This window comes from Pseudomonas sp. YuFO8 (assembly GCF_035065025.1).
Taxonomy (GTDB): Bacteria; Pseudomonadota; Gammaproteobacteria; order Pseudomonadales; family Pseudomonadaceae; genus Aquipseudomonas; species Aquipseudomonas putida_AE.
The window spans coordinates 83,278-100,087 of record NZ_JAXDEQ010000009.1 but is presented as its reverse complement, the minus strand read 5'-3'; the positions used below and the strand labels follow the sequence as shown (position 1 = coordinate 100,087).

19 protein-coding genes and 1 tRNA gene are annotated in these 16,810 nt (G+C 60.2%); 5 read left to right on the top strand and 15 right to left on the bottom strand.

The genetic code is table 11. The features are described from left to right. Positions 1 to 53 precede the first annotated feature (53 nt). Positions 54 to 977, bottom strand: coding sequence for a LysR family transcriptional regulator (locus SOP95_RS10690; RefSeq protein ID WP_323607082.1), 924 nt, complete (start codon positions 975 to 977; stop codon positions 54 to 56). A 126-nt stretch (positions 978 to 1,103) separates the two neighbouring features. Here SOP95_RS10690 and SOP95_RS10685 point away from each other — a divergent pair, with 126 nt between their 5' ends. Next, on the top strand, positions 1,104 to 1,850 hold the full coding sequence (locus tag SOP95_RS10685) for a 3-oxoacyl-ACP reductase family protein (protein ID WP_323607081.1): 747 nt from the start codon (positions 1,104 to 1,106) through the stop codon (positions 1,848 to 1,850). Positions 1,851 to 1,970: 120 nt separating this feature from the next. Here SOP95_RS10685 and SOP95_RS10680 read toward each other — a convergent pair whose 3' ends face one another. The 9 genes from SOP95_RS10680 to SOP95_RS10640 form a co-directional block, all read right to left on the bottom strand. Then, the gene (locus tag SOP95_RS10680) at positions 1,971 to 2,666 is read right to left on the bottom strand and encodes an HAD-IA family hydrolase (RefSeq protein ID WP_274073161.1); all 696 of its coding nucleotides are present in this window, start codon (positions 2,664 to 2,666) and stop codon (positions 1,971 to 1,973) included. A gap of 633 nt (positions 2,667 to 3,299) precedes the next feature. Beyond that, positions 3,300 to 3,518, bottom strand: a complete 219-nt coding sequence (locus SOP95_RS10675) for a hypothetical protein (protein ID WP_274073159.1) — start codon at positions 3,516 to 3,518, stop codon at positions 3,300 to 3,302. 107 nt (positions 3,519 to 3,625) lie between these two features. Continuing rightward, complete coding sequence (locus SOP95_RS10670) at positions 3,626 to 4,093, bottom strand: glycine zipper domain-containing protein (RefSeq protein ID WP_323607080.1); 468 nt, start codon at positions 4,091 to 4,093, stop codon at positions 3,626 to 3,628. Positions 4,094 to 4,206: 113 nt separating this feature from the next. After that, positions 4,207 to 4,575: a hypothetical protein gene (locus SOP95_RS10665; RefSeq protein WP_047531564.1), complete on the bottom strand. Its 369-nt coding sequence runs from the start codon at positions 4,573 to 4,575 to the stop codon at positions 4,207 to 4,209. 312 nt (positions 4,576 to 4,887) lie between these two features. Continuing rightward, on the bottom strand, positions 4,888 to 5,076 hold the full coding sequence (locus tag SOP95_RS10660) for a hypothetical protein (protein ID WP_274073157.1): 189 nt from the start codon (positions 5,074 to 5,076) through the stop codon (positions 4,888 to 4,890). Between the two features lie 143 nt (positions 5,077 to 5,219). Next, on the bottom strand, positions 5,220 to 5,540 hold the full coding sequence (locus tag SOP95_RS10655; protein WP_274073156.1) for a YbjQ family protein: 321 nt from the start codon (positions 5,538 to 5,540) through the stop codon (positions 5,220 to 5,222). 62 nt (positions 5,541 to 5,602) lie between these two features. Beyond that, complete coding sequence (locus tag SOP95_RS10650) at positions 5,603 to 5,785, bottom strand: hypothetical protein (RefSeq protein ID WP_274073285.1); 183 nt, start codon at positions 5,783 to 5,785, stop codon at positions 5,603 to 5,605. A 320-nt stretch (positions 5,786 to 6,105) separates the two neighbouring features. After that, positions 6,106 to 6,195, bottom strand: a tRNA-Ser gene (locus SOP95_RS10645). 8 nt (positions 6,196 to 6,203) lie between these two features. Next, entirely contained in the window at positions 6,204 to 6,440 is a 237-nt protein-coding gene (locus SOP95_RS10640) for a hypothetical protein (RefSeq protein WP_323607079.1), read from the bottom strand. A 64-nt stretch (positions 6,441 to 6,504) separates the two neighbouring features. On the opposite strand from SOP95_RS10640, the gene SOP95_RS10635 reads away from it, so the two are divergent. The 3 genes from SOP95_RS10635 (at position 6,505) to SOP95_RS10625 (ending at position 9,233) form a co-directional block, all read left to right on the top strand. Beyond that, positions 6,505 to 7,194, top strand: a complete 690-nt coding sequence (locus SOP95_RS10635; RefSeq protein ID WP_274073141.1) for a crotonase/enoyl-CoA hydratase family protein — start codon at positions 6,505 to 6,507, stop codon at positions 7,192 to 7,194. 204 nt (positions 7,195 to 7,398) lie between these two features. Then, positions 7,399 to 8,121, top strand: a complete 723-nt coding sequence (locus SOP95_RS10630) for a lysophospholipid acyltransferase family protein (RefSeq protein WP_274073140.1) — start codon at positions 7,399 to 7,401, stop codon at positions 8,119 to 8,121. A 140-nt stretch (positions 8,122 to 8,261) separates the two neighbouring features. Then, positions 8,262 to 9,233 (top strand): magnesium and cobalt transport protein CorA, encoded by a 972-nt coding sequence (locus SOP95_RS10625; protein ID WP_274073139.1) that lies wholly within the window; start codon positions 8,262 to 8,264, stop codon positions 9,231 to 9,233. A gap of 95 nt (positions 9,234 to 9,328) precedes the next feature. On the opposite strand, the gene SOP95_RS10620 is transcribed toward SOP95_RS10625, so the two are convergent. From SOP95_RS10620 to SOP95_RS10610, 3 genes are all read right to left on the bottom strand, one after another. Next, the gene (locus SOP95_RS10620) at positions 9,329 to 10,051 is read right to left on the bottom strand and encodes an amidotransferase (RefSeq protein WP_274073138.1); all 723 of its coding nucleotides are present in this window, start codon (positions 10,049 to 10,051) and stop codon (positions 9,329 to 9,331) included. A 93-nt stretch (positions 10,052 to 10,144) separates the two neighbouring features. Further along, positions 10,145 to 12,289 carry a 3-hydroxyacyl-CoA dehydrogenase NAD-binding domain-containing protein gene (locus tag SOP95_RS10615; protein WP_323607078.1) on the bottom strand — a complete coding sequence of 715 codons (2,145 nt, stop codon included), beginning with the start codon at positions 12,287 to 12,289 and terminating at the stop codon, positions 10,145 to 10,147. Between the two features lie 24 nt (positions 12,290 to 12,313). After that, complete coding sequence (locus SOP95_RS10610) at positions 12,314 to 13,519, bottom strand: acetyl-CoA C-acetyltransferase (RefSeq protein ID WP_323607077.1); 1,206 nt, start codon at positions 13,517 to 13,519, stop codon at positions 12,314 to 12,316. A 596-nt stretch (positions 13,520 to 14,115) separates the two neighbouring features. On the opposite strand from SOP95_RS10610, the gene SOP95_RS10605 reads away from it, so the two are divergent. Continuing rightward, positions 14,116 to 14,937: a c-type cytochrome gene (locus SOP95_RS10605; protein WP_323607076.1), complete on the top strand. Its 822-nt coding sequence runs from the start codon at positions 14,116 to 14,118 to the stop codon at positions 14,935 to 14,937. Positions 14,938 to 15,049: 112 nt separating this feature from the next. On the opposite strand, the gene SOP95_RS10600 is transcribed toward SOP95_RS10605, so the two are convergent. Both SOP95_RS10600 and SOP95_RS10595 read right to left on the bottom strand, forming a co-directional pair. Continuing rightward, positions 15,050 to 15,859: a transglutaminase family protein gene (locus SOP95_RS10600; protein ID WP_323607075.1), complete on the bottom strand. Its 810-nt coding sequence runs from the start codon at positions 15,857 to 15,859 to the stop codon at positions 15,050 to 15,052. Then, positions 15,856 to 16,806, bottom strand: a complete 951-nt coding sequence (locus tag SOP95_RS10595; RefSeq protein WP_274073133.1) for an alpha-E domain-containing protein — start codon at positions 16,804 to 16,806, stop codon at positions 15,856 to 15,858. Before SOP95_RS10595 ends, SOP95_RS10600 begins: the two co-directional genes overlap by 4 nt. Positions 16,807 to 16,810 lie beyond the last annotated feature (4 nt).

Sequence of the window (16,810 nt, the reverse complement as noted above, 5' to 3'; positions counted from 1 at the left end):
ATTGAACCGAGTCGCCCCCTTCGCGAAGGGGGCGCCTCGGTTTCCAACCTGGTTCATACCGCACTAAAACGCTGCCCCAACCCCCGCTCCGCAAACTGCTCGATGATGAAATCCACAAACGCCCGGGTCTTGCCGGGCAGCAGCTTGTGCTCGGCGTAATAGATAGAAATATTGCCATCGTCGACATACCAGTCCGGCAACACCCGCTGCAACGTCCCTGCCTCCAGATAGCCCAACGCAAAGGGCATGCTCACCAGTGCAATACCCAAACCCTGGACCGCCGTGGCACAGGCCGCCTCAGAATCGCTCATGGTCATCCGCGCCTTGAGGGTCAAGGGACTGTGTTGCTGGGTGCGACTGGTCAACTGCCAGGAACGCACGCGACCGGTCTGCGGCGAGCGAATAAGGATGCCGTCGCGCGGCTTGAGATCGTCAGGCTCAAGGATCGCCTCGTGCGCCGCCAGGTAATCGGCAGAGGCCACCAACACGCGATGGGCTGGCGTCAGCTTGCGCGCCACCACCCCTTGGGGCAGTTCGAAGCCGCCACCAATCGCGGCGTCGAAACCCTGGGCGATCAGGTCGACCTGCCGGTTATCGAAATGCCAGTCCGGATTGATCGCCGGAAAGCGCCGCAAAAACTCACCGAGTAGCGGCACGATGTACAAACGTCCGAACACGGTGCCCATGCTGACCTTCAGGGTGCCCGCAGGACGGCCTTCGGCGCTGGCCAGATTGGCTACGGCATTCTGGATGGTGAGCAGGCTGCCACTGACTTCATCGAGAAACAGCTGACCGGCCTCGGTGAGCGTGAGGCTGCGGGTGCTGCGCTGAAACAGCCGCACGCCCAGCCGGGCTTCAAGCTTGGCCACGCTCTTGCCCACGGCCGCCGGGGTCAGGCTCAAGCGTCGCGCGGCTTCGGCAAAGCTGCCGACCTCGGCGCTGCGTACAAAGCATTCGATACTGCTGAAGGTTTCCATGGCCAACCATTATAAACTTCTGGTTTACACAGACTATCGCAATTACCCCCTACTCAGCGTGCAATCCTGAATCGATACTAGGCTCCATCAACCGGGACATCTCGCCTCGGGACTTTGGAGATCGATATGACTACTCAGAACCTCAGTGGCAAAGTGGCTTTGATCCAGGGCGGTTCCCGCGGTATCGGCGCTGCCATTGTCAAGCGCCTGGCCGCTGAAGGCGCGACTGTCGCCTTTACCTATGTCAGCTCCACTGCCAAGGCCCAGGAACTGCAAGACAGCATCACCAACGCCGGCGGCAAAGCCCTGGCGATCAAGGCTGACAGCGCCGACGCCGAGGCCATCCGCAGCGCCGTAACGACTACTGTAGAGGCCTTTGGTCAGCTGGATATCCTGGTCAACAACGCGGGCGTGCTGGCCGTTGCACCGCTGGAAGATTTCAAACTCGAAGACTTCGACCAGACCCTGGCGATCAACGTACGCAGCGTGTTCATCGCCACCCAGGCTGCCGCCAAATACATGACCGAAGGCGGTCGAATCATCAACATCGGCAGCACCAACGCCGACCGCATGCCCTTCGCCGGTGGCGGCCCGTACGCCATGAGCAAATCGGCGCTGGTCGGCTTGACCAAGGGCCTGGCCCGCGACCTCGGCCCCAAAGGCATCACCATCAACAACGTGCAGCCGGGCCCGGTCGATACCGACATGAACCCTGCCCACGGCGACTTCGCTGACAGCCTGATTCCATTGATGGCAGTGGGGCGTTACGGCAAAGCCGAAGAGATCGCCAGTTTCGTCGCCTACCTGGTCGGCCCCGAAGCCGGCTACATCACCGGCGCGAGCCTGACCATCGACGGTGGTTTTGGCGCCTGATGAATTGAATGCAATCAAACTGTGGGTGCGGGCTTGCTCGCGAAGAGGGAGTGTCAGTCGAAATTGACGTGGGCTGACACACCGCTTTCGCGAGCAAGCCCGCTCCCACAGTTAATGTCATCAGGTCCACTCAAGTGCAGGCAGGCCACAGGCATCCGGTATAAATGCCTTCAACGTACGAAGAATACCGTCGGCATGGGCGTATTTTTCGTCAGCCATCGCCGCATCCGGAATCGCAATCGCCGTCATCCCCGCCGCTTTGGCTGCCGTGACACCGAACGGCGAATCCTCGAACACCAGGCAATCCTGTGGCTCCACACCCAGGCGTCGCGCTGCCGTCAGGAAGATATCCGGCGCCGGTTTGGCCGCGCCGACGTCTGGATCATCGGCAGTGACGATGAAGTCGAACAAGGCGAACCAGTCGCGGTGCAAGGTGGTTTTCTGGCCGAACGACTGGCTCGAGGAACTGGTACCCACCGCAATGGGAATGTTATGCGCCTTCAAGTGCCGGACCAGTTGTTCCGCACCCGGCATCGCCTGCGCGGCAGGAAAACGCTCGCGCATCAGCGGCTCGCGAATCACCAGGAACTCTTCGGCGCTGATCGGCAAGTCCAGCGCCTGCACCACATAGCGCGCCAGATCACCGGCACCACGGCCGATGATGTTCTGCTTGACGCTCCAGTCGAACGTGCGTCCATAGCGCGCGGCAATCGTCGCCGTGACTTCGGTGTAGATCCCCTCGGTGTCCAGCAGCAGGCCGTCCATATCGAAAATCACGGCCTTGATCGGGCCGAATTCTTTGCACAGTGAATTCATCGCATCTGATCCGTTTTCATGACATCCCAGGCGGCTCAGTACGGCCGGCTCCGCGACAGATTAAAGGTTTCAGCAGCATAACGAGCAGCCGCTACCAAGAGCAACGGAGGAGTACGCAAAAAGCCCGGCAAATCGCCGGGCTCGTCAAGTTCACTGCTGTAGATCCTTTTGGCAGGCTAACTGCCCGCTTTTTTGCCAGTCCCGCCATCCGCGGGCGCTGTGGTCCCGTGGGCAGAATTACCTGATCCTCCAGACCCACTCCCAGAACCGCTCCCCATCGAATTGCCACCGCTGGTCGAGCCGCTTTTCGTCTCCGGGCGGGTGCTGCTCCCATTGGCATCGCCTGCATTGCCATTATTGATGGAGCCAGGCGGCAGCGCATTTTCCGGGCCAGAGCCTGCATTCATTTCAGTGGACGGTGGCATCCCGCCTTTGTCGATGGGTGCATCATTGCCAGAGGACTGGGAAAATGCCATGCCGGACCCGAGCGACAACAGACCGGCCACTGTCAGGGCCATCCATCTTGACCTGATCATGGTGCGTCTCCTTTACGAGTTGCATACCTTATGTCTGGCAACGATGTGTTGGCATGGTTGCCGCTCATTCGACAGGCGGTCTCGCACCCGACGTCGATCAGCTTGGCTCGCCGGAGGCATCCTCCCCGGCGATGTCCGGATCGCTCGGGTCTGCTTCGACATCAGAATCCGTGCGCTTGAGATCATCGTTGGGAACCTGCTCGACGCCGGGCTCGTCATCGGGCGGACGCTGGTCCCGACTCAGCGAATCGGTGGGCGAAGGCAGGGGGTATTCGGGGGTTTCGTCGATGTCGGAGACTTTTGGATCAGCGTTCATGTGACACCTCTCAACGGGCCTGAAAGGCAGGCCCTGACCGTTGGAGGGATGGGTGATCGTCAGGTTCGATCAGGGAGACCATCGGTTGCGTCGCTGAGCGATGCCCGTCAGTGATGCTTGTTCTTGTGTTTGTTCTTGTGTTTATGGCCGCCACCGGAATGGGACCCGCCATCGTCGCTTCCCAGATTGTTGCCCACCGCACCACCGGCTGCGCCACCCAGGCCTGCACCAATGGTCGAGCCGGTGGAGCCACCCAGGCTGTTGCCGATCACCGAACCGCCTGCCGAACCTAATCCACCGCCAACCGCGGCCTCGGTGCGGCTGCCCTTGGGTGCGCCGACCGCACTGCCGGCAGCGCCGCCGACACCGGCACCAATGGCGGCGCCTGTGCTGCCGCCCATTTGTCCGCCAACCACATTGCCCAATGCACCACCAAGTCCACCGCCAACGGCGGCAGTACCGTCGCCTGCCGCCAGCGCGAACGGTGACAGAAACAATCCAAAAACAAGCGCCGGCAACGTCAAGCGTCGAGTACCTGGGTATCGCACTTCATTGCCTTTGGTTTTCGGGGTCATGGCACGCCTCGTATTTTATCGGGGGTATGGAGCATTCGAGGCGCAAACGGCAGAAACGTTCAAAACGCAAAAGCCCGGCATCAAGCCGGGCTTTTGCGTGAGATCCTTCGGGATCAGTGACGCTTGTGACCTTTGGCCAGGTTGCTGCCGACGCCGCCGCCCAGGGCGCCACCCAGGCCTGCGCCGATGGTTGAACCGGTCTTGCCACCCAGGCTGTTGCCGATCACCGAACCACCGGCAGCGCCAACGCCACCACCGATGGCAGCGCTGGTACGGTGGCCTTTCTTGGCGGCAACCGCACTGCCGGCTGCGCCAGCGACACCGGCACCAATCGCGGCACCGGTGCTGCCGCCCATGCTCTGGCCAACGACGTTACCCAGTGCGCCACCCAGGCCACCACCAACGGCGGCAGTGCCGTCGCCGGCCATTGCACCTTGAGCAACCAGAAGACCCAGAACCAGAGCAGGCAGTGTGAAACGCATGACAGAAACCTCAAAAAAATAGGGATGAAACTCAAAGGGGCGAGATTGAATGCTTTAGAGGAGACAAAGTCCAGACATGCGCGCGCTCAACCTCGTTATAGGCGACGGTTGGACAGCAATTTTGGGAAAGGTTTTATCGCAGGCAAAAAAAAGCCCGCTGGGGAACGGGCAGGGTGTTGCTTCTAACGGATGAGTTGAGCCTACGTAGGGCCTTGTGAAAAGTTTGTGAAAATAATCCAGATTAAATATTCGTTCACATTCCGGGCACAAAAAACCCCGTTCGATGACGGGGTTTGCTCGCGGGTACATTTACTACTGCCTGGCCGATTCCCTTAGCTTGGGTAGGAATTTCCCCTTCAACACTCGACAAGCCTTGGTCTTGATCTTGAGGACCTTGACCTGGTCTTCGCCGAAGCTGGCCACGTACTCCGTCTGGCCGCACTGAACGTAGTTGTTGATCGGATATTCTGCGCCGTCGTCTTCGATATACGGTTCAGTCATCGCTTCACCCCTCTCAAAAGCGGGATCGACACCGGCAAGCCCTTTGCACGAAAAATATCGATCACCAAGGATTTTGAGACTAGCCGGTCATTAACGGACTTGTAGTTCGGATCAGCGAATGCCCGACGAATGGGCAGGAACTTTCACTTCAGTCTGACTGCCGTTCCGGATACAAAAACCACCACCATGCCGCCCTTTCCTGATGGCATGCTGATCTGATAATCGAGCCCCACCACCGCATCCGCCTGCAGTGCCCGCGCTCGCTCCCTGATCTCGTCGGTGGCCTGGCTACGTGCCTCTTGCAACGCCCGCTCCAAGGTCTGGGAACGCCCGCCGAAAATATCCCGCATACCGGCAAAAAGGTCGCGGACAAGGTTGACGCCCTGCACCGACTCGGCGCTGACGATGTCCAGGTAGGCGGTGATGTGGCGGCCTTCGATTGTGTGGGTGGTCGTCGTGATCATGGGATGTCCTTGTTGTTCAGGTCGGATCTGGCCGTGGCCCCGGACAGACCGATCGAATAGCGTCAGAGCAACTTCACCAGCACCGCAGTGACGGTGGCTACCGTGCCAATCAGTCCGGTGGCCACCGCCACCGGATACCAAAAGGTTTCACGGGTCATCTTGCCCGCTTCGGCGTTCAGCTTGCGCTGTTCAGCCATCAGCTTGACGATTTCCACATGAACCTTTTCAAGTTCGGCCTGCTTCATGGTGAATTCCTGCATGGCGGTTACCTTTCCATCCTGGAGTGGGTCGCGTTGGGTGCGGTCATTTATTTTCACCCGGAAAACATAAAACCAATACCCTTTTCCAAGACGACTTGTTTCAAGTAGCAAGTCCCATGAAAGCAGTTATCCACCCGACTCTCCAGCATGACGTCCTACACGCCCAGCTCATTTCCTACGGGAATTTAGGAATTACCTTTGCTCGGTTATCTGTCGCAGTTGCGCGGTGTATATGTAAATGACACGCCAAAAAACACAAAACCCCCGGCTTCTCTCGAAACCAGGGGTTCTGTTTACATCGAATTTGGCGGTGAAGGAGAGATTCGAACTCTCGATACAGTTTCCTGTATACACACTTTCCAGGCGTGCTCCTTAAGCCACTCGGACACTTCACCGTATCTCTTCAAACATGTTCTGTCTGTCGAGGCGCGCTAATGTAGTCGAAAGCTTTTCTGTTGGCAAACATTTTTTTGAGAATTTTCATGCGCTTAAGGCGCTTGGGTGTTTTTGGTTGCCAAGGGTAATGGCAAACCGGCCAATCTCCGGCCTGGCACCCCACCTCTATATAGCAGGCGATACGCGGCAGGCGTGCCGGGTGACGCTGGCCGAGCGGGTAAAGGGTGACTGGCGAGTCAGTCATGGCGCTTTACCTTGCCGATGGCGGTGAGTAACTTCTGCCCTACTTTATTGAAAGGATTAGCGTCATGAGTGAGTTGATTACCTACCACCTCGAAGACGGTATCGCGACCCTGACCTTGAGCAACGGCAAGGTCAATGCCATCTCTCCGGACGTGATTGCGGCGTTCAACGCTGCGCTGGATCAGGCGGTGACTGATCGCGCGGTGGTGATCATTACCGGTCAGCCCGGGATTCTGTCGGGCGGGTACGATCTGAAGGTGATGACCTCCGGCCCCAAGGAAGCGGTGTCGCTGGTGACATCCGGCTCGACGCTGGCCCGTCGCCTGTTGTCGCACCCCTTCCCCGTCGTCGTCGCCTGCCCTGGGCATGCGGTCGCCAAGGGTGCGTTTCTGCTGCTGTCGGCGGATTACCGCCTGGGTGTCGATGGCCCCTTCAGCATTGGCCTGAACGAAGTGCAGATCGGCATGACCATGCACCACGCCGGTATCGAGATTGCCCGCGATCGCCTGGGCAAATCGGCCTTCCAGCGTTCCGTGGTCAACGGTGAGATGTTCAACCCGCAAAGCGCCGTGGCTGCCGGTTACCTGGACGTCGTGGTCGCGGCCGAAGAACTGCAAGGCGCGGCGCTGGCGGCGGCTCGCCAGTTGAAGAAAATCAACATGATTGCCCACAAGAACACCAAGTTGAAAGTGCGCAAGGCGCTGCTGGAAGCGCTGGACAACGCGATCATTCTGGATCAGGAACATATGGGCTAAGCCCGATGTTGCAGTAACCCAGGAGCCCGACCGCTGTGTCGGGCTTTTGCGTTGAAAACGCTGGGAGCGCTCTAGGACAAGTCTGACCCGTCAGTCGGAAACATTTACTCAAACATCGTCTATCTCCCGCCTCAATAGTGGCAATTGCCGAAAACAGTGCACATCCGTACACTGCGCCACCTTTTGTCCCGGTGGGGCCTGCAAATGCTCTTTGCTTTACGTATGTCATTGATGGCCCTGCACTTTATCGTGGCGGGTGTGCTGGGCGTGGTGCTAGGCCTGTGTCGCCCGTTCAATCCGGACAACAGCCGCCTGTGCGCGCGCCTCTATGCGTGGCCGGCGATGTGCATCTTGCGCCTGCGGGTAAAAGCCGACGTCGGGCCATTGATGGATAAACCCGACAGCTGCGTGATCATTGCCAACCATCAGTCCAACTACGATTTGTTCGTGTTTGGCAATGTAGTACCCCGCCGTACGGTGTGCATCGGTAAAAAGAGCCTGAAATGGGTGCCATTGTTCGGTCAGTTGTTCTGGCTGGCCGGCAATGTGCTGATCGACCGTGGCAATGCGCACAAGGCGCGTCAGTCGATGTTGACCACCACCCATACCCTGCAAAACGAAGACACTTCGATCTGGGTTTTCCCGGAGGGCACACGCAATCTGGGCGAAGAGCTGTTGCCGTTCAAAAAAGGCGCTTTCCAGATGGCCATCGCGGCGGGGGTGCCAATCGTCCCGGTGTGTGTCAGCAGTTACGTCAAACACATGCGATTGAACCGCTGGCGCAGTGGGAAAATTCTGATCCGTTCCTTGCCGGCCATTCCTACTGCGGGATTGAGCCTGGATGACATGCCCATGTTGATCGCCCAGTGCCGCGAGCAGATGCGCGAGTGCATCGATTCGATGGATCGGCAGCTGCAGGCTGCTTGAAAATGCAGCACGTCCAGTCGATAAACCCAACGACTGGACGGGCGCCTTCGCCGGCAAGCCGGGCTCCTACAAGATTTCACTGACTCCCGGTAGCAGACAAGGCTAAGCTGAACGCTGCCAAGAAGAAGTGAATCAACATCATGGGTAGAGTTGTTGCTGCTGCCGTTTACAGCGCTGGTAAGAAAGTCACCAATATCACCCTCGACGAAGGCGCCGCCTGGGCTGCGAAGCCGGGGCACTTCGTCTGGATCGGCCTCGAAGAGCCGAATGAAGAGGAACTGTACAACCTGCAACGCCAGTTCAACCTGCATGAACTGGCCATTGAAGACGCCCTGGAAAAACACAGCCGCCCGAAGCTGGAAACCTTTGGCGATGCGCTGTTCATCGTCACGTATTCGCCCATCATGGAAGATGGCAAACTCAAATTCATCGAGACGCATATCTTTGCCGGCAACGGCTACATCATTACCGCGCGTAACGGTCATTCGGCGTCCTACGCCTATGTAAGGCAGCGTTGTGAGGCGCGTCCGTTGTTGCTGGAGCACGGGGAAGATTTCGTACTCTATGCCATCCTCGACTTCGTCATTGAAAACTACCAGCCGATGGGCGAAGCCATCCATGCGCAGATCGACGAGCTGGAACGCAACGTCATGTGCAGCTCACTGAACGAGCGCGACATTCAAAAACTCCACAGCCTGCGCCGCGATGTATTGCGCTTGCGCCGGTTCGCGGCGCCGATGGTGGAGATCGGTGAAGAACTGCAAAAGCTGAGCTTCCCATTCATCGACAAGAACATGCGCCCGTACTTTCGCGATGTGCAGATTCATGTGACGCGGCAGATGGAAGACCTGACGACCCTGGCGGACATTGCCAGCCAGACCATCGAGGTCGGGGTCTTGCTCGAGGCCTCACGCCAGAGCGTAGTGCAACGCAAGTTCGCGGCCTGGGCGGCCATCCTGGCGTTCCCGACGGCGGTGGCGGGGATCTACGGGATGAACTTCCAGAACATGCCGGAGTTGACCTGGCATTACGGATATTTCGGGGTTCTGGGATTTATTGCGGTGGGGTGTGTGGGGTTGTGGGCGAGCTTCAAGAAGTCGGGGTGGTTGTAGGCGAGACCGAGGCGTTCGTGAGAATCGCTGTAGGAACTGGCTTGCCAGCGAAGGCGACCGGCCTGACACACCGCGTTCGCCGGCAAGCCAGGCTCCTACACGGTTTCCGGCTTGTGCGCCACAAAACGCATCATCCACTCGGCGACGGTCGTGCCGTGGTGCTCATGCTCCAGGCTGGCCATGCCTTTGGAATAAATCTGCTCGCCCAGCGCCTGCTGGCGAATTTCCAGCAGGGCCCGGGAATAGTCGTGGATGAATTCCGGATGCCCCTGGAAGCACAGCACCTGATCGTTGATGTGGTAGGCGGCGAACGGGCAGAAATCGCTGGAGGCGATGACCGTGGCGTTTTCCGGTAGCGAGGTAACCTGGTCCTGGTGACTGATCAACAGGGTCAGCTCTTCGCGCACCGGACTCATCCAGGGCGCCTTGGCGGCCAGTTTGTAATTATGGGTGCCAACGCCCCAGCCCTGGGTCGCACGTTCGCTTTTGCCGCCCAGCAGCAGCGCCAGCAACTGGTGGCCGAAGCACACGCCCAGCAGCTTGTCGCCGCGCTCGTAGCGCTTGAGCAAGTAGGCCCTGAGGGTTTCGATCCACGGGTCGGTGCCAAAGGAATCGGCCTTGCTGCCGGTCACAAGGTAGGCGTCGAACGTCAGGTCATCGCCGGGATACTCGCCCTGCATCACGTTATAGACGGTGAAATCGGCGGCGATGGGTTGCTGCGAAAACAGGTGTTTGAACATCTGCCCGTAGCCCTGATATTGGTCAACCAATTCCGGACGCAGGATGTCGGTTTCCAGAATGCAGATGCGTAACGACATAAAAAATACCTGACACATGATGGGAATAATGCACACCCCAGAGCCTGCCTTGAACACCGTGACAAGGCAAGCCCCGCAGTGTGTCACCTATCCCTAAAACGCCTCCCCTTTGGCGGCTTTCTCCAGTAGCAGCGCGGGCGGTGCAAAGCGCTCGCCGTATTGCCCGGCCAGATACTGGGCGCGGGCGACGAAGTCCTGGACCCCGTACTGATTGATGAACTGCAGTGCACCGCCGGTCCAGGCGGCGAAGCCGATGCCGAAGATCGAGCCCACATTGGCGTCCGCCGTCGAGGTCAGTACGCCTTCTTCCACACAGCGCACGGTCTCGATGGCTTGCACGAACAGCAGGCGATCGCGCACATCCTTTGGCGAAATCTGCCCGTCGGCCTTTTCGAAGCGGGTTTTCAGTTCCGGCCATAGATGTTTTTGGCCACCCGCCGGGTATTCATAAAAACCACCCCCGGCGGCCTTGCCCGGACGCTTGTACTCGTTGAGCAGCAAGTCGATCACGGCGTAGGCCGGGTGTTCGATCAGCGCCTTGCCTTCTGCCTGCAAGTCTTTGGCGGTTTGCTGGCGGATATGGCTCATGAGGCTGAGGGAAACTTCGTCGGAGATCGCCAATGGCCCGACCGGCATGCCGGCCTTGCGCGCCTCGGTCTCGATCATCGCCGCGCAAACCCCTTCACCCAGCATGGCAATGCCTTCATTGGTGAAGGTGCCGAACACCCGAGAGGTGAAGAAACCGCGACTGTCGTTGACCACGATCGGGGTTTTCCGGATCTGCAGGACGTAATCGAATCCCCGAGCCAGGGTTTCGTCGCTGGTGCTGGCGCCCTTGATGATTTCCACCAAGGGCATTTTTTCCACGGGGCTGAAGAAATGCAGGCCGATGAACTTGCCTGGGTCCGGCACCGCCGTGGCCAGGCCACTGATCGGCAGGGTCGAAGTGTTGGAGGCAATCACCGCATCCGCACCCACCACTTGTTGCGCGGCCAATGTGACCTTGGCCTTCAACTCACGGTCCTCGAACACCGCTTCGATGATCAGGTCGCAACCCGCCAGTTCGGCATCGTTGTCGCTGGTATGGATGCGCGCCAGCACGGCTTCACGCTGCTCGGCGCTGATCTGCCGGCGTGCCACCTTCTTGTCCAGCAACGCCGCCGAGTGCGCCTTGCCCTTCTCGGCCGCCGCCAGGTTGATGTCCTTGAGCACCACATCGATACCGGCCGACGCGCTGACAAAAGCGATGCCCGCCCCCATCATCCCGGCGCCGAGCACCCCGACTTTTTTCGTCACATAAGGCGCGAAACCTTGAGGCCGCGAACCGCCGGCATTGATTTCGTTGAGCTGGAACCAGAAGGTGCCGATCAGGTTTTTCGACACCTGGCCGGTGGTCAGCTCGGTGAAGTAACGGGTTTCGATCAAGTGCGCCGTGTCGAAATCCACCTGGGCGCCCTCCACCGCGGCGCAGAGGATTTTCTCCGGCGCGGGCAGTGTGCCCTGGGTTTTGCTGCGCAGGATCGACGGCGCAATCGCCAGCATTTGCGCGACTTTCGGGTTCGCCGGTGTGCCACCGGGAATCTGATGGCCCTTCACGTCCCAGGGCTGAACCGCCGCCGGGTTGGCAATGATCCAACTGCGCGCCTTGCTCAGCAGTGCCTCGCGATCCACCGCCAGTTCATCGATCAAGCCCGCCTGCAAGGCCTGCTGCGGGCGAATCTTCTTACCTTCGAGCAGGTACGGCAGGGCCTTTTCAATGCCCAGCATACGCACCATGCGCACCACCCCGCCGCCACCCGGCAGCAGGCCGAGGGTCACTTCCGGCAGGCCGAGTTGCACCGAGGGATCGTCCAGCGCGATGCGGTGATGGCAGGCCAGGCAGATTTCCCAGCCACCGCCCAACGCCGCGCCATTGATCGCGGCGACCACGGGTTTACCGAGGGTTTCCAGGGTGCGCAGTTGGCCCTTGAGCGTGAGCACCCTGTCAAAAAAAGCCTTGGCCTGGGGTTTGCCGACCTTGATCAACTCATTGAGATCGCCGCCGGCAAAAAAGGTTTTCTTGGCCGAGGTGATGATCACCCCCGCGATGTCGTCCTTGTCGGCCACCAGGCGGGCGACACACTCGGCCATGGCCTCGCGGTAGACCGCATTCATGGTATTGGCGCTCTGGCCCGGCATGTCGACGGTCAGGAGGACGATCCGGTCCTGGCCCTTTTCGTAACGAATGGCTTGGTTCATAGACAGGTTCCTTGAAGTCCGGGTTCAGAGGCGTTCGATGATGGTGGCAATGCCCATGCCGCCGCCGACACACAGGGTCGCCAGGCCATAACGCAGGTGCCGGGCTTGCAGCTCATCGAGCAGCGTGCCGAGAATGGCGCAGCCTGTGGCGCCCAACGGGTGGCCCATGGCAATGGAACCGCCGTTGACATTGACCTTGTCCGGTTCGATGGCCATGTCCTTGATGAACTTCAACACCACCGAGGCAAACGCTTCGTTGACCTCGAACAGGTCAATGTCTTCGACCCGCAGCCCGGCCTTGGCCAACGCCTTGCGGGTGGCCGGCGCGGGGCCGGTGAGCATCAGGGTCGGGTCGGTGCTGGTGACCGCCGTGGCGACGATCCGCGCCCGCGGCTGCAGGCTCAACGCCAGGCCCTTGGCTTCGGAGCCGATCAACATCAACGCCGCGCCATCGACGATTCCGGAACTGTTGCCGGGGGTGTGGACATGATTGATCCGCTCCACCTGGCTGTAGACCCGCAGCGCGGTGGCGTCGAAACCCATTTGTCCGATCATTTCGAAACTAGGCTTGAGCTTGCCCAGGCCTTCCAGGGTCGATTCGGCGCGGATGAATTCATCGTGATCGAGCAGGATGATGCCGTTCTGGTCCTGCACCGGCACCAATGACTGTTTGAACGAGCCATCGGCCCGCGCCCGCGCGGCTTTCTGTTGCGAGTGCAGCGCGTAGGCATCGACGTCCTGACGGCTGAAGCCTTCAAGCGTAGCGATCAGATCGGCGCTCACCCCCTGGGGAATGAAATGGCCGTGCAGGTTGGTTGCCGGGTCCAGCGCCCACGCCCCGCCGTCGCTGCCCATGGGGACTCGCGACATCGACTCGACGCCGCCGACCACCACCAGGTCTTCGAAACCGGAACGGACTTTCATCGCCCCCAGGTTCACCGCCTCCAGCCCCGAGGCGCAGAAACGATTGATCTGCACACCGGCCACGCTGACGTCCCAATCCGCCACCTGGACCGCGGTCTTGGCGATGTCGGAGCCTTGATCGCCAATGGGCGTCACGCAACCGAGCACCACGTCATCGACCTGGCTGGTATCCAGGTCGGTTCGCTGTTGCAGCGCCGTAAGCAACCCGGCCACCAGGCTCACCGGCTTGACGCCATGCAAGGCACCGTTGGCCTTGCCTTTGCCACGGGGCGTACGTAACGCGTCGAAAATGAAAGCTTGGGTCATGACGTCCTCGAACCGCAATGCAGGTGAGAAAAATACAGCCCTCACTGTTGGCCCACGGCGCGTTGGATTCAATGACCGCAGCGCTCACAGGCATTGACGCTCACGCTCAGACGGACGGTCATCCCGCAGCCGGTGAACCGGTTCAGGACACGCAGGTGTCTAGCAAAAGGCCGCCCAAGAAGCTGGCAATAGGCCTCATGCCTTTTTAATAGCATCTTGTGAGAACACCATACTAAATGGATCTAAACCAAGCGTGACGCGGGCTCTAAGGTGAAGGTGTACGAAGTTGTCGTCGGGTTTTGCCGAGGCGCTCGTCCTACAGGAAGTGCAGCGTTTGCCGTCAGGAGATGTGCAGGCAGGCATCAGGAAATAACAAAAAAAAGGCGGTCAGCCATGTTCAAACAATCGAAAGTTCGTCAAGCCGGGCTCATTCTTTTCGCCACCACTCTGTTGTTGATTTTGCCGAACCTGACCAAGGTGATCGGATAGTCGTTCTTTGGAAAACGGCGCCAGATGTTTTATCGCCAAGTAAAAACGTAACTGGCTTCCTTCCCGGGCCAGCGTGGCTGTGCCAACCTTTGCGGCACTTCCACGACATGGATGGCGATCATTTGAAAACGCTCATTGTGTTCGGGGCCCTGCTGCTCAGCACGCCTCTTCATGCCGCACAGCTGAACCTGGAGCTGGGCGCGAACAGTCGCACGTGGCAAACCGAGGAGCTGCTCAAGCACCCTCAGGTGCAGACCATCAACATCAGCAATGACGTGTCCTACAAGCGTGACATGGCCTACCGCGCCGTGCCGCTGGCCGCGCTATTGACCGGCATCAAGCCTGACGACCACCTGCAAGCCGTGGCGCTGGACGGCTTTGCCGCCGAGCTGGCGGCCGCCCCGCTGCTCAACACCCAGGGCGCGCGTGCCTGGCTGGCGATCGAAGACCCCGCCAAGCCATGGCCACCGCTGGCGGAAGGCAAGCACAGCGCCGGGCCGTTTTACCTGGTCTGGACCGATCCGCGGGCAGGCAACATCAGCCCGGAACAATGGCCGTTCGAGGTCGCCAGCATCAAGCGCATGGCCCCCGTGGCCGAGCGCTTCCCTGCCCTGCTGCCGGATCCTGCGCTGAAGGCCGATGATCCGGTCAACCAGGGTTTTGCGCTGTTCCAGAAAAACTGCCTGGCGTGCCATCGCTTGAATGGCGCCGGGGATGCGCAGTTCGGCCCGGACCTGAATATTCCCTTCAACCCCACCGAGTATTTCGGCGCGGATTTCCTCAAGCGCTATATCCGCGACCCGCAGAGTTTGCGCCAGTGGCCCCAGGCGAAGATGCCGGGGTTCTCGGCCGAGGTGTTGCCGGATGAAGATCTGGGGATGCTGGTGGGGTATTTGCAGCATATGGTCGGGCGCAAGGTTAATCCCTGAACATGCCCCCCCCCTTGTAGGAGCTGCCGCAGGCTGCGATCTTTTGATCTTGAAAAATCAACGTCAAAAGATCGCAGCCTGCGGCAGCTCCTACAGTGAGCGAACCAGCGAATTACTGCTGTTGCACGGAAATTACCGGCATCGGCGTCGGCGATACGAATACCTTCGCATGCATCTGCTCACACCCACCCCCGCGGCGCATGCCGCGCACCGGGCAGGCGTCCAGGTAATCCAGGCCCACCGCCAGTTTCAGGTGCCGCTCCGGTCGCGCCAGTTCATTGGTCACATCGAAGCTGTACCAGGCGTCATCCAGCCAGGCTTCGGCCCAGGCATGGCTGGCCAGGTGTTCGCTGTTTTCGCTGTACAGGTACCCCGACACATAACGCGACGGGATGCCCAGGCTGCGCGCGCAGGCGAGGAATGCGTGGGTGTGGTCCTGGCACACGCCCGAACGCCCGGCGAAAGCCTGCGCGGCGCTGGTGTCCACTTCGGTGGCGCCCGGTGTGTAGGTCATGTGCTGGTTCAGGCCGTGCATCAAGTCGATCAGCGCCGTGCGATCGCGGCGCTGCTTGCACGCCTTGTCGGCGAAGGCGCGCAGTGCCTGATCGGCCTCGGTCAGCCGGGTGAAACGCAGGAACGGCAAGGCCGACTGGCTCTCGTGCTCGGCCTCGCGCAGCTCGTCGATGTCGACCTGGCCACGGGCGCCGATGATGATCGCCTCGTGGGGCTCGTCCATGGTCAGCACATGCAGGATGTTGCCGAACGGATCAAGCTGCGCGCGCACTGGCCGCGGCAGATCCAGCTGCCAGCTGAGCACGTGCTGGCGCTCGCTGTCGTGGGGGGTCAGCCGCAGGTACTGGATGCTCGCCCGCACCTGATCCTCGTAGTGATAGGTGGTCTCGTGGCTTATGGAAAGTCTCATGCAGCCTCCAGGTAGGAACTGTGAATGGCATTGCCCAGCTGGCGCACCAGCGGGATGAACTCGGTGAGCCAGGCATGCAGGCCTTCGTCGAGAATTTCGCTGATGCCGGTGTAGCGCAATCGCGCATCGATCTCCGCCGCCAGGCGCTGTGCCGGGCGGCCGTTGGCCCCGGGAAGCTGGGCGAGGATCTGGTCAATTTCTTCGGTGCAGGCGCGCAAAGAGCGCGGCACATCGGCGCGCAGCAGCAGCAACTCGGCCACATGCCGCGCACCGGGCGCGTCACGGTAGATCTCGGTGTACGCCTCGAAGGAGGACAACGCGCGCAGTAACGCACTCCACTGGTAATAGGCGTGAGCCGTGCCATCGCTGACCGCTTCGGCCTGATCGCCGGCCATTTCGTAGCGGGCATCGAGCAGGCGCAATGTGTTGTCGGCGCGTTCGATGAACGTCCCCAGGCGAATGAAGCGGAACGCGTCATTGCGCATGATGGTGCCGTAGGACGCACCACGGAACAGGTGGGAACGCTCCTTGATCCACTCGCAGAAACGGCTCATGCCGTAGCGGCTCAGGCCCTGTTGGGCAATGCCGCGAATCTCCAGCCAGGTGGCGTTGATGTTTTCCCACATGTCGGCGGTGATGCGCCCACGCACTGCATGGGCACTGGCCCGCGCCGCGCCGAGGCAACTGTAGATGCTCGCCGGGTTCTCCGCGTCCAGGGCAAAGAAATGCAACAGCCGTTCGGCATGCAGCGCGCCGTGGCGTTCGAGGTAATCATCCAGGGTGCCGGTGATCAGCAGCGGCATGGCCAGTTCGTGCAGGCCGTCGCCCCGGCCATCCTGCGGCATCAGCGACAGCGAATAACTGATGTCGAGCATCCGTGCGAGGTTTTCCGCCCGCTCCAGGTAACGCGACATCCAATACAAATCCGAGGCAGTTCTACTTAACATGTCA